This is a genomic window from Veillonella sp. HPA0037 (assembly GCF_000411535.1).
Classification (GTDB): Bacteria; Bacillota; Negativicutes; order Veillonellales; family Veillonellaceae; genus Veillonella; species Veillonella atypica.
Window position 1 is genome coordinate 1,185,789 of the sequence record NZ_KE150483.1, and the last position, 13,950, is coordinate 1,199,738.

Below are 13,950 nucleotides of genomic sequence, written 5' to 3' on the forward strand. Positions count from 1 at the left end.
ATATAAACTTTAAATATTATCCAAGAGCAGATAAAAACTAAAAGCCCTCACAGCCGTAAAAGCGACAGCTTTCACAACCATGAGGGCTATTAGAGAAACTAGTATACCGTATGCAACCGATATAAAGTTTCAACTATTCAATTATACACGATCACGTTTGCGATATACGATGAACGGACGTGCTAAGTAGTTGAGTGGAACACTCAAGCAGTGTACCAAACGGCTAAATGGGAAGATAATAGCTACCACCATCCACGCTAACATGTGGAATTTAAACATGAATGGTACGCCTTCCATCAAGGATGGATCCGGCATAAAGGATAGTAAGCTACGGAACCAAGGGCCGATGGATACGCGGTAATCAAAGAAACCAGATGCATTAAGCAATGTACCAGCCATACCACTAAAAATAGCTAATGTTAAGAACAAGTATAACCATTTATCAAGGCCAGATGTATTAACTTTCATAGCAGGCACAGTAAAGCGACGTTTCATCAAAAGCAAGAAGCCTACGATGAAAATGATACCCGCTACAGCACCCATGTATAACGCACCTTCATGGTACATATGGTCATTAATACCGATTGCAGCAGTCCAAGTTTTAGGGATTAACACACCTACTACGTGACCACCGATAACGCAAAGCAAGCCAAAGTGGAACAATGGATTGGCAATGCGCAATTGTTTTTTCTCTAAAAATTCACTCGATTTTGTAGTCCAGTTTCTTTCAAAGTAGAAGAAACGAACCAAAGTACCTACGATTAAGAAGGTGAAAGCGATGTAAGGCAAAGCGCCCCAAAGGAATAGATTCATCGTGCACCGTCCTCCAATCCATTTGCAACAGACAAGATAATATCAAACAAGAATGCATAAGGCAATTTAGCCTCAATGAAGCGTTCTCTAATGTATTCCAATTTTGGCTTACAATAGTCGTAAATTTCTTTTGCTTTTTCATCATCGATAACGGCACATAATTCAAGAAGTGCTGGAATATAGTCTGGCATTTCTTTTGGCAAATCATAGTCGTTTTCTAGGAAGAACGCTTTAAATTTAACGAGTTCTTCTGCTTGTTCCCCAGTACCTTGTAATTCATAAGTCGACAAATACATCGTTGTATTTTGACTAAAATCAAAGGTACGAACAAATTGGTCTTCAAATTCTTTTTTATCGGAGTCCTCTACATAGTCGAAGAATTCTAATAAACCTTGGCGAAGTTGAGGATGCCCAACGGATTGGGCGTCCTCTCTCCATTCAGGTAATTCGTTATACCATTGTTCATCAGGATAGCGTAGAAGAAATGACGCAATAAGAGCGATTTTCTGAGCATCCTTCATTATTGACATCCCCCTGTAGGGCAAGCAAAACCGCGATTTTGTTGCATTTCTAGGCGACCTTCGCGAGATACTTTTACATCAGATGGAATAACAAAGCGATCATTGTATTTGGACAATGCCAACAATTTGTACATACCGTACATTTGATCCTCTGTTAACTCCACATTGTGATCGATAGGACCGTCACCTGTTTCACGACGGCGCATGTATTCACGCATGTCGAGAACACGTTGCAATGTACGAGCTAAAATTTCTGTATTACCTGCTGTAAACAAGTTAGCAAGGTATTGTACAGGTACGCGCATTTCATGTGCATCTGGCAAGTATACATCAGATGTTACACGTTGCAAGATTGGGCTGAGTGGTGGTACATACCAAACCATTGGCAATGTGCGATACTCAGGATGCAATGGCAATGCCACGCCCCACTCTTTTACAAGTTTGTATACAGGAGATTTTTGAGCTGCTTTAATCCATGCTTCAGAGATGCCTTCAGCACGAGCCGCTTTGATAACCTCTGGATCATGAGGATCCAAAATCAAATCTAATGTATTTTCGTAAATATCTTGTTCATTTTTTGTAGCTGCCATAGCTTCTACTTTGTCCATATCGTAGAATACAACGCCAACATAGCGCATACGACCTACACAAGTTTCAGCACAGATTTGAGGCAAGCCATTTTCTAAGCGTGGGTAACAGAATACGCATTTTTCAGCTTTATTAGTTTCCCAGTTATAGAAGATTTTTTTGTATGGACAAGATGGAACGCAATGTCTCCAACCGCGGCATACGTCTTGAGATACGAGAACCACACCATCTTCGTCGCGTTTATAAATCGCGCCGGATGGACATGCAGCTACACATGCAGGGTTCAAGCAGTGGTTACAAAGACGAGGCAAATAACGCATGAATACTTCTTCGTAGTCAAATACGATATCTTGGCCCATCTTAGTTAAGTTCACATCAGAGCGAGCATGTTGACCACCAGCCAAATCGTCATCCCAGTTAGGGCCCCAAGTAACTTCCATTTTTTGTTTAGTCACAAGGGAACGAGGACGAGCAACTGGTTGGTTGTTTTTACGACCACCATGAATCAATGTTTCATAGTCGTAAGTCCAAGGTTCGAAATAATCCTTCAACTCTGGTTGTTCAGGATGGAAGAATAATTTCATCAAACGATTTGTTTTAGAACCTGTAGAAAGAGCTAATTTGCCAGAGTTATCTAATGTCCAGCCGCCTTTCCATTTTTCTTGGTCTTCCCAATGACGTGGGTAACCTACGCCTGGGCGAGTTTCCACGTTATTGAAGTACATATATTCCGCGCCTTCGCGGTTCGTCCATGTATTTTTACAAGTGATAGAGCATGTATGACAACCCAAACACTTATCCAAATTTAGGACCATAGATACTTGAGCCTTAATCTTCAAGCCAATCTACCTCCTTCATTTTACGAGCCACAATTGTCATATCACGTTGGTTACCAGTTGGGCCATAGTAGTTAAAGCCATAGCTCAATTGGCCATAACCGCCGATCATGTGTGTCGGTTTCATGTGAATATGAGTTGGTGCATTATGCGTACCACCGCGTTGTTTCTTAACTTTCGCGCCAGGAACGTTGATGTGACGATCTTGGGAATGGTGCATATAGGAAATGCCGCGAGGAATACGTGGGGAAACTACAGCACGAGCTGCAACGATACCGTTTTTATTGAAAGCTTCTACCCAATCATTATCCTTAACGTCGATTTCTGCTGCATCGTCTTCGTTGAGCCAAATAGTTTGACCACCGCGGAACAATGTCAACATTTGTTGGCTATCGAAATACATACTATGTGTAGACCACTTGTGATGTGGTGTTAAGTATTTCAATGTGATTTCAGGAACACCTTCTTGTTTGTAGTCACCTTGTACTGGTTTATAGGACAATACCGGTTTGTACAACGCCATAGCTTCACCGTAATCGCGCATCATTTCATGGTCACAATAGAAGGATTGACGACCTGTTACGGTACGGAATGGTACCTTATCTTCTGTAGATGTAGTAAATGGAGAATAACGACGGTTTTTATCGTTCTTACCAGTACTTGTTACAGAGCTAATGATGAAGCGTGGTTGACGAACCATGTCATCGAAAGTAATTTTTTCTTGTTCACGACCTTTTGCGTTCTTTTCAAGACCAGAAAGGCCTGTTTTTTCTTCCATTGCTTTCCAAGAGCGAACAGCCAATTTACCGTTTGTACAAGAGGACAATGTCAATACGGCGTTACAAGCTTCCTTACATTCGTAAATGCTAGGGCGGCCATGAGAAATGAATTCTGGATTATCGATGACACCATTTTGTGCGTACAATGTTTGATATTCATCAGATACATCCCAAGCCATGCCATGAGCCCCCATTTTGTTTTCGATGTTAGGTCCCAATGCAATGTATTTTTCAAAGATTTTACTATAATCGCGTTTTACATGAACGAGGTTCGGCATTGTTTTACCAGGAATTGGTTCACATTCGCCTTTGCTCCAGTCGAGAACCTTACCTTCTGGTTGAGCCACTTCACCTGGGCTATCATGACCAAGAGGTAATGCTACGATATCTTCGTATTCTGTGAAGCCAGACTCTTTCGCTACGCGAGATACTGTTTCTGCAAGGGTACGGAATGTATCCCAGTCAGATTTAGTTTCCCATGCGCAATCAACAGCCGCTTGGAATACGTGTACATATGGATGCATATCTGTAGAAGACAAGTCTTCTTTTTCATACCATGTAGCCGCTGGGAATACAATATCAGAATACAAGCCTGTAGAAGCCATACGGAAGTCGATGTCGATTAAGAGGTCAAGCTTACCAGCTTCATCTGCTTCGCGCCATTTGATCTCTTCTGGTTTTACTGGTGCGTCATCATCTTCGAGAACACCATGTTTTGTACCAAGTAAATGTTTCAAGAAGTATTCATGGCCTTTAGAGGAAGAACCGATAAGGTTCGCACGCCATACAAACAAGTTGCGTGGGTGGTTTTCTTTAGCCGCTGGATCTTCTACGCAGAATTGTAATTCTTTATTTTTCAATGCTTGCGCCACATATTGGTTAATCTCTGCTTCTGTACCAGCACCTGCTGCACGAGCATCGTTAATCAATTCTTGGCTGCCTTTATTGAAAGTAGGGTACGATGGCAACCAGCCTAAACGTGCAGCCAATACATTGTAGTCACCAGGGTGACGGTAACGAGGCTTAGCTAATTTAGATACGCGGTCTGCCAAATCGATGCAATCAGAACGATATTGTTCTGTAGCAAAGTAGAACCAAGATGTACCATTTTGCAAACGAGGCGCTTTACTCCAGTCGTTAGCTGTCATGATACCGCCCCAACCTTCAACAGGACGAAGTTTTTCTTGACCTACGTAGTGAGCCCAGCCACCACCGTTAACACCTTCTGTACCACAGAACATGATGAGGTTCAAGATTGTACGGTAAATGATATCCGCATGGTACCAGTGGTTGATACCACCGCCCATGATAATCATGGAACGACCTTTAGTTTTTTCTGCATTATCTGCAAATTCACGAGCTGTGGCAATAGCAATATCTGCTTTTACGCCAGTGATTTTTTCTTGCCATGTAGGTGTGTAAGGAGTGTCATCAGTATAAGATGTTGCCACTTCACCACCGATACCACGATCGATACCATAGTTAGCAAGAATAAGGTCATATACAGTAGTTACTTTTACAGGACCGTCTACAGTTTGTACTGTAATAGTTGGAATAGCACGTTCAATAACGCCTTCGTGCTCTTCATCGCCAAAGTACGGTAACTTAACAACAGTCACATCTTGGCGTTGGTCAAACACGGATAAGCGAGGGTCAATTTTAGCCCCTGTATTGCGGTTTTCAAGGCGTAAGTTCCATTTTTGTGGATTTGTGTGACGGTCGCCCATTGTACCATTTGGAACAACGATTTCATTTGTTGTTTCATCAATTAATACAGTTTGGAAATCAGCACCGTCTTCTTTGCTACCTAAATCCTTAGCGTTTAAGAAACGACCTGGTTGTATTGCACCGTTGATGTCTTCAACGCGTACAAGGAATGGCATATCGGTAAACTCTTTAGCATACTCTTTGAAGTATGGAGTTTCCTTATCGATGTAGTATTCTTTTAAGATAACATGACCCATTGCCATAGCAAGAGCCGCATCAGTGCCGGCTTTCACATTAAGCCAAGCATCAGAAGAAGTTGTAGATTCCGCATAGTCAGGAGATACAGATACAACCTTAGTACCTTTGTAACGGACCTCTGTCAAGAAGTGAGCATCAGGCGTACGTGTCAACGGTACGTTGGACCCCCAAGTCATGATGTAGCCAGCATTGTACCAGTCACCAGATTCAGGTGTATCCGTTTGTTCACCCCAAACTTGTGGACTGGATGGTGGCAAATCGGCATACCAGTCATAGAAGGACAATGGTGAACCACCCATTAAGTTAAGGAAACGAGCACCTGCTGCATAGGACAACATGGACATCGCTGGAATTACAGAGAAGCCTGCGTTGCGGTCAGGGCCGTATGTTTTTGCTGTATATAGTAAAGATGCTGCAGTGATTTCTGTCGCTTCGTCCCAAGTGGAGCGCACAAAGCCACCCATACCACGGGCAGATTTATATTTTTTCGCCTTTTCAGGATCTTCTACGATAGATTTCCATGCTTCGATAGGATTTTTAGCTGTTTTCTTAGCTTCTCTCCAAAGCTCAGCCAATTCGCCGCGTACATATGGATATTTTACGCGCAATGGGCTGTATAAATACCAAGAGAATGTCGCACCACGAGGGCACCCACGTGGTTCATAGTCCGGCATATCATCAGGTGTTTCCGGATAATCTGTAGCTTGGTTTTCCCATGCTACGACGCCATTTTTAACGTAAATGTTCCAGCTACAAGAACCAGTACAGTTTACGCCATGTGTTGTGCGGACCACTTTATCGTAGGACCAACGGTCACGATAAAAATTTTCCCATTCGCGACCGCCTTCTTCTGTGATTTGGTGACCGCTTGGAGATACGTCCTTCTTGCGAAGAAACTTGAATTTCTGAGACAATAAACTCATCTCGTGTCCTCCTTAAAACTACAAAAAAGCCCTTGCGTTAGCAATGCCAACAACAAGGGCGAATATCCACAATTATTCGATATTACTGATATTAGGATCGATCGTGTCGCTATCTAAATCGAGTAATCCGATTAATGCATCTAAGTCACAGATTACCAGATGGTGTTTATCATAGGCTACATAGCCTAATTTTCGTAACTCACTGAGCATGCGGTTTAAACTTTCCCGAGATGTGGCAGCAAATTCAGCTAACTCTTGATTTGTTAACGCGATGTCTATATAGATACCGTCATCACGTTGAATACCATAGCTATTAGCTAAACGCAATAGTGTCGAATAAAATGCACCTTTTTTGCCATACAACAACAAATCTCTGTATTTGGCTTGTTGTCGCCGCATATGAAGTGTATAGATTTTCATCATTGCAATAGCCAGTGAATGGTCCTTTGCAATGGCTGGTTCCAAAACATCATAACGGATGGAATATACCGAGCATTTTTCACGTGCAATCGCATTGAACACGTAAGTCCGGGTGTTCGTCTCGTACAAAGGAATTTCACCAAGCACATTATTTGGCCCCACCAACCGATGAGCAAAAATATGACCACTTGCCTCAAATTTCTTAATACTAAGTCGCCCTTCGCGGACAATAAAAAAATGATCTGCTATATCACCTTCGTGAAACAAAAACTCGCCTTTTTCAAGGTGAATTGTTTCTCCTGGCAATGCAAGTAACTGGTTAATTAACTCCTGTTCCATACTATCACCGTGCATCTTTCAGTGTCATTTGTCCATATTGATTGTGAAAGTAGCTTTCACAATCAGCCATGCACAAAAGGCACATATACTATATACTTTACGTATATTATCCCTATTATAACCGATTAATTCTCATATAAGTGTGTTTTTCGTCACATTCACATTATATTCTGTCCTATATAATAATGGTGTGATTTTAGGCACACTCTCTATTATTATAGTACCACATTTTACAAGGCTTTTAAACGAGATGTGCCACATATTCGTGTGAAAAGATCTACCCTTTATCACATGTGTTTTAGTTAAAGGAGAGCTCTCATGTCAGAACTGAAAATGCCTCAAGTAGGTGCAAGTCGCAAAGAGATTGTTGCGAACTGGCAACCAGAAAATCCCGAATTTTGGGAAAAGTTTGGTAAAAAAATCGCCAAACAAAATTTGGTAATATCCACTATTGCCTTAACCTTAGCCTTTTGCGTATGGTATCTATGGGCTACCATCGCAGCACAATTAAATGGCGCAGGTTTCCACTTTACAACTGAACAATTATTTACACTCGCAGCTTTACCAGGTCTTGTAGGTGCTACATTACGTTTCGTATATACCTACATGCCGGCCTTAATCGGTGGTAAGAACTGGACATTTATTTCCACACTTATTCTATTAGTTCCTGTTGTATGGCTTGGCTTTGCCGTTCAAGATACAACAACTTCTTATACGACATTCATGATCTTAACTGCCCTCATCGGTTTAGCGGGCGGCAACTTCTCGTCCTCCATGGCGTACATTGGCAACTTCTTCCCTAAATCCGAAAAAGGTACTGCTCTTGGTATCAACGGCGGCGTTGGTAACCTTGGTGTTTCTGTAATCTACTTCTTGGCTCCATTTGCTATGGGTTCTACTGCACTAGGTAGTGTATTTGGTGTAACACCAGCTATCATCAAAGGTAACGCAGTATACCTTGCCAATGCAGCTTTCATGTGGATCGTACCACTCGTTGTTATCCTTGCACTTATGACACGTTTCATGGATAACTTACCACTAGAAAAACCAAATCCTAAAAATCTTGTACAAATCTTTGGGAACAAACACACTTGGGCGTTTACATTACTTTATACATGTTCCTTCGGTGCTTTCTCCGGTTACGCAGCAGCACTTGGTCTATTAGTAGGTAAAGAATTCCCAGAAGTACCATTTGCTTCTATCGCATTCGTAGGTCCACTTGTTGCAGGTGCCCTTCGTCCTGTAGGCGGTTGGTTATCCGACAAAATCAACAGCGGTACAAAAGTTACCTTTGTTAGCCTCATCGGCTTATGTGCTACCACTGCATTGATCGCAGTTGGTGTAGATATGCACAACTTCCCATTCTTCTTTGCTATGTCCGTATTGACATTCGTATGCTGCGGCTTTGCAACAGGCGCTACATTCCGTATGATTCCTCACGTATTTGGCAATCCATTGCTTTCCTCTTTAATTACAGGTTTCGTAGCTGCTGTAGCTGCATACGGTGCATTCATTACACCTAAAATCTTCGGTTTCGTATACTCCACATTCGGCAATATTCATCCTGCATTCGCAGTACTACTAGCATTCAACATCGTAACAGTTGCGGTTTGCTTCTGGTTCTATGTGAGAAAAGGGGCAAACATGAACGTATAAATTCATGTTCTACCTTATAGCTGTATAGAAAATATAATTTACATCATTAAAGAAAATATAATTCACCCTTAATTTGGGTAATGAAATACCCCCTCAGTCGTCCTCCACCGCCTTAACGGCCTGCGGCTAGGCCTTGGCCTAGCAAAGTCGGACTCTCTGAGGGGGTTATTTCATTAGAAATTAGATGTGAATTAGATTATCTACATGGTGAATTATATTTTCTGCCACAGCAATTACGGTTATCCATGAATTTATGCGTTCTAAATAGACAGAACGGTCTGCAGCCTAGGGCCTTGACCTAGTAAAGTCGGATAATTGTGGGTGTTCTTTTATTGGAATTTAAATCTGTATTAGAACATCACATAGTAAATTATATTTTCTGCCACAGCAATTACGGTCGCCCATGAATTTATGCGTTCTAAATAAACAGAACGGCCTGCGGCCTAGGGCCTTGGCCTAGCAAAGTCGGACTCTCTGAGGGGGTTATTTCATTAAAAATTAGATGTGAATTAGATTATCTACATGGTGAATTATATTTTCTGCCACAGCAATTACGGTTGCTCATGAATTTATGCGTTCTAAATAGACAGAACGGTCTGCGGCCTAGGGACTTGACCTCATCCATATACCTCTTCTAGAAATTAGTACAGGCCTGTACTAATTTCTAGGTGAGCATGTATTGATGCACCAAGGAAGTATGTGAGCCTTATATGCTTATTTTCTTTGTAACCCACGGCAAACGAGTTCAAAGATAACTTTCTGTGCTTCTAACCATTCATCGCTTTGGGACCACTTATATTGTTTATTAACAGCATATAGTCCGTGCACTAAAAATACAAAAACGGATACACCCACGTCAAATGAAGTCCCAAGTGCTTCTGCCATAACAAGCCCTTGCCGATCTTTTTCACTCCGTATAATTCGTTGCAATACATATTCTGAAATTTGGTCATCTAAAAATAAAGGTAAATACTTTTTATGTCGTATAATACGCTGACATAAGGGCAATCTATCAAAAATAGAATCGTATGCTTCTCTCAACGAAACAGAATTAGAAGCAGCTGATAAGGTGTTAGCTATAGTTTGTAAATTATTATTATCTACCATTCCTGGTCGCGAATAAGCGATTGCATCATCTACTAAATCATCAACAATTTCCATGATATTGCTATAGTGTAAATAAAAAGTAGAGCGAGTTATACCTGATGCTTTACACAACAATGTTACGGTTAAAGACTCAAAAGAATGGTTTTCTAAACAACTAAGCAACCCTTCTTTTAACAACATTCGTGTCATTTCTTTTCGAGTTATCATATAACCTCCAATATAGACACATTTATACAATGTGTCTATTAACAAACATAGTGTCAATTATTGTTGAGACTAGTATAACAAAACAAGGTACACTTATTCTAGGGATTACAAACAGTAATCTATTTGATGAGATTTTCAAAATACAATTAAGGAGATACCTATGACACAATATACTCACATTAGAAATGCTACAGGAAAATTAACAATAAAAAACACAACATTTCTTATTGATCCATTCTTAGCACCCAAAGATACTTATCCTGGCTTTGAAGGAACATTTAACTATCAACAAAGAATGCCTATGGTTGATTTGCCTGTATCAATGGACAATCTATTAAGCAATGTAACTGCAGTAGTAGTTACACACACACATCTCGATCATTGGGATGACATGGCAATTAAATCTATTCCAAAGTCACTTCCTATTTTTGTGCAAAATACAGCGGACAAAGAACTTATTATCTCCCAAGGCTTTAATGATGTACGCATCATTTTTGAAAGTCTTGAGTTTAATGGTATCACATTAAGAAAAACAGGTGGCTCACACGGCACTGTAGAAATGTATGCAAATCCAGTTCTCGCACCATTAGCAGGCGATGCAATGGGCGTTATTTTTGAAGCAGAAGGCGAACCAACTGTGTACCTTGTAGGCGATACAGTATGGACAAGCGATGTAGAGAAGGCCCTTCTTCGCTTCGACCCTAATGTTATTATTATGAATACAGGATATGCTCAAATTTTGGGCTTTGAAGATAGTATTATTATGGGGACAAAAGATATTGGCCGCATGGTAGTACGCAAACCAGAAGCTAAAATTATTGCGGTTCACATGGATACAGTTAATCATACAGCAACAAGCCGTAAGGATGTGCACAAATTTATCAAAGGCACCCATATCGAAAGCCATGTAGCAGTCCCTGAGGATGGAGAAACTATTATACTATAAGTTACTATATACCTATGTTGTTTTTATGTTGTTATTGAGGTATACTATAAACATAAAGAGAGTCATTGACGTGTGCAAGCGTTAGGCTCATCTAAAAATTTGGGAAATAAGATGCGCCTAACGTGTAAGTATTACCAGTACTTATTACGTTAGGCGTTTCTTAAGTTTATTTAAGTAAACTTAAGATAGATACAATTATGGAAATTACAAAAAGAATTATATAAACCTTCTCGAATTTACTCATAATATCACCACCTTTCGGTGATGAACCTAACTCACGTCAATGACTCCTGTTATTAGTATAGCAGAGTTATAAATGATGTAATAGATTAAGTTAATAAGCTTTTGATTAAAAAATGAAGCGTCAGGTCTACCTGACGCTTTTATTCTTTCATGAATAATTATTAGTTAAAGACCCTCTTCAGAATCCGACTTTGCCCCTGTTCCGAAGGAACAGATCTGGGCGGTGGAGGATTATGGAGAGGGTCTTTTGTTTATATTATATTATTTTACTTCTGCCCAACCTAAAGCAGCACGTTTTTCATCGATATCTGCCAAGATTTTTTCAGCAACTTTAGCTGGATCTGTATTTACATACATAACAGAGCCTAGGATGTCTTTAGTGTCTTCTTTCAACCATTTTGTAACAGCATCAGAGCCTTGTGTAGGTGGCTCAACGCAGTGGTAGGAGTTGATACCCATTAGACGGAAGCCAAGGGATGCATCGATACCTTTTTCGTTGGACCATTCAGGGCTAGACATAGCAAATGGTAATTGAGGCAAGTTAAGGCCTAATTCTGCTGCGATACCACCGAAGATACCGGAGGAACGTGCATTATCTACACATTCGCCAACATGCCATACTGGTGGTTGATCATCGCCCAAGAACTCTTGCAATGCAGGGCTACATTTCTTAATAGCATCTGTATTACAGTAACCAAGTTTCATCAATGGGAAGGACGCACAACCATTTGTTAAGATGATACAGCCATTTTTGATAAGTGTATCAACGATATCTACAGTTGCTTTTTCGTAGATAACGCGAGGGTTGGAACAACCTACTACGTTAACGATACCACGAACTTTACCAGATTTTAAAGCCTCTGCCAATGGTTTGAAGGAACCGTAATGTTTAACAGTGGATTCTGGAGAGAAACCAACTTCAGCAGTGATTTCGTATGGCGGAATGAATACAGGCATACCTTTACGCAATTCATGAGCTTCAAGAGCGCGATCCAAGATTTTGCGAGCCAATGCTTTTGTTTCAGACAAGTTAGTATGATGGTGATCGTAACCGATGTGTTCTGCACCTGGTAAACGAGCTGCATCAGATGTAGTGATAACCTTTGTATTGAAGCAACGTGCTACGTCCATAATAGCAGGGTAAACGTCTTGAACGTCGGCTACCCAGCAGTCAAGAGCACCTGTACCAAGTACAAGTTCCGCACCGATAGCATTACACAATGGAATAACATTTTCATAACGGTACATACTGGACAAACCAGAGCAGCAGATACCGTAGAATTGGATACCTTTAGCACCGATAGCTTTCGCTTTTTCTAGGTACTCTTCAGAGGCGCCAATTGTACAAATTTGGGATACCAATGTTGGCAAGTGACCATGCACAGCGATGTTAACATAACCTTTTTTCAAAGCACCAATGTTAACTTTGGATGTACGACGACCACCTTGTCCGAACAATGCGTCTGTTGCGATGTCTGCTGCCACTACGCCTGTGAATGTGAAAGCAAGACCACAACGCAAGAATTGTTTCATGTTGCTTTCCCAATCGCCATCTGTACCTACGCATGTACGATGGTATGCATCAAATGCTTCATTGTACGCGGAAATAGGCAAAATATCCAAGTTTTTCCAAACTTCGCGACGTTCAGCAGGAGCCATTGCTGTAATTGTTTTATATTCGCCAGGCAATGCACGGCTCAAGTCTTCTAATAAAACGTCTGCTAAATCATTAGCTACTTCTTTCAAGGAACGACCTTCTTCAGGGATGTTGAAAGCCTTACATACAGTACGAATTTTTTCTTCGCCCAAAATTGGAATATCCAATTGATCATTAGCGGCAGCTTTCAAAGAAATCAAAATTTCACGAGCATGCGCACCATGTTGAGTCAAACCACCAGCAGCAGCACGTGTCATGTTACGAGCTACGATAAGGTCAGCATCGGCACCGCAAACGCCACGAGGGCTCTTAGGCGTAATTTTACATGGACCCATGAAACAAATACGACAACATACGCCAGCAATACCGAACGCACATTGAGGTTGTTGTTTATCGAAACGGTCGAATACAGTGTCGCAACCAATTTGTTCCATACGAAGAATCATCTCACGCACGGCAGGGTCAGGAGTTTGCTCGATAACATCTTGCTTAGTAGGCCATGTTTTACGATACTCAGCAACAGCCTTAAGATAATCATTTACGCCATGTTCATGAGGCACGCCTGGTTCATGAGTGTGTGGCACCCATTTATCCGTCGGCATAGCCTTTGCATGACTATGGTCGTGACCATGTTCATGATCGTGGTCGTGGTCGTGGTCGTGACCATGATGATGATAACCGCCACAATGGTCATGGTCATGATGATGTTCGTCATGACTGTGGTCATGGATGTTTTTGTTTTCCACATCTTTATTCATAATAAACCTCCTAGGGGCCTACATAGGCCAACTGACAATAACAAGAAAACATATTCTACATTTACTTCTAGTTAATTCCACCATAATGATGGGCTTTAAATCCTATCTTCAAAATATGTTTTAATCTATTACAAGTATATTTTTTGAGAGGACAATTGTCAATCTAATTTTATACATATTATAAAAAATATC

At 40.9% G+C, this 13,950-nt stretch carries 9 protein-coding genes; 2 read left to right on the forward strand and 7 right to left on the reverse strand.

Annotated features, from left to right (window positions below; translation table 11 throughout):
* Positions 1-141 precede the first annotated feature (141 nt).
* The 5 genes from narI to HMPREF1477_RS05595 form a co-directional block, all read right to left on the reverse strand.
* Entirely contained in the window at positions 142-813 is a 672-nt protein-coding gene (narI, locus tag HMPREF1477_RS05575) for a respiratory nitrate reductase subunit gamma (RefSeq protein ID WP_016476124.1), read from the reverse strand.
* Positions 810-1,334 carry a nitrate reductase molybdenum cofactor assembly chaperone gene (narJ, locus tag HMPREF1477_RS05580; RefSeq protein ID WP_016476125.1) on the reverse strand — a complete coding sequence of 175 codons (525 nt, stop codon included), beginning with the start codon at positions 1,332-1,334 and terminating at the stop codon, positions 810-812. The genes narI and narJ overlap by 4 nt, the downstream gene beginning before the upstream one ends.
* Complete coding sequence (gene narH, locus HMPREF1477_RS05585; protein WP_005376657.1) at positions 1,334-2,761, reverse strand: nitrate reductase subunit beta; 1,428 nt, start codon at positions 2,759-2,761, stop codon at positions 1,334-1,336. Before narH ends, narJ begins: the two co-directional genes overlap by 1 nt.
* Positions 2,751-6,425 carry a nitrate reductase subunit alpha gene (locus HMPREF1477_RS05590; protein ID WP_016476126.1) on the reverse strand — a complete coding sequence of 1,225 codons (3,675 nt, stop codon included), beginning with the start codon at positions 6,423-6,425 and terminating at the stop codon, positions 2,751-2,753. Before HMPREF1477_RS05590 ends, narH begins: the two co-directional genes overlap by 11 nt.
* Positions 6,426-6,497: 72 nt before the next feature.
* The gene (locus HMPREF1477_RS05595) at positions 6,498-7,184 is read right to left on the reverse strand and encodes a Crp/Fnr family transcriptional regulator (protein WP_009661772.1); all 687 of its coding nucleotides are present in this window, start codon (positions 7,182-7,184) and stop codon (positions 6,498-6,500) included.
* 318 nt (positions 7,185-7,502) lie between these two features.
* On the opposite strand from HMPREF1477_RS05595, the gene HMPREF1477_RS05600 reads away from it, so the two are divergent.
* Positions 7,503-8,840, forward strand: a complete 1,338-nt coding sequence (locus HMPREF1477_RS05600; protein WP_016476127.1) for an MFS transporter — start codon at positions 7,503-7,505, stop codon at positions 8,838-8,840.
* A 714-nt stretch (positions 8,841-9,554) separates the two neighbouring features.
* Here the strand turns inward: HMPREF1477_RS05600 and HMPREF1477_RS05605 are convergent.
* On the reverse strand, positions 9,555-10,154 hold the full coding sequence (locus HMPREF1477_RS05605; RefSeq protein WP_016476128.1) for a TetR/AcrR family transcriptional regulator: 600 nt from the start codon (positions 10,152-10,154) through the stop codon (positions 9,555-9,557).
* A 160-nt stretch (positions 10,155-10,314) separates the two neighbouring features.
* Here HMPREF1477_RS05605 and HMPREF1477_RS05610 point away from each other — a divergent pair, with 160 nt between their 5' ends.
* Positions 10,315-11,100 (forward strand): MBL fold metallo-hydrolase, encoded by a 786-nt coding sequence (locus tag HMPREF1477_RS05610; RefSeq protein ID WP_016476129.1) that lies wholly within the window; start codon positions 10,315-10,317, stop codon positions 11,098-11,100.
* A 504-nt stretch (positions 11,101-11,604) separates the two neighbouring features.
* Here HMPREF1477_RS05610 and cooS read toward each other — a convergent pair.
* Complete coding sequence (gene cooS / locus HMPREF1477_RS05615) at positions 11,605-13,758, reverse strand: anaerobic carbon-monoxide dehydrogenase catalytic subunit (protein WP_016476130.1); 2,154 nt, start codon at positions 13,756-13,758, stop codon at positions 11,605-11,607.
* Positions 13,759-13,950 lie beyond the last annotated feature (192 nt).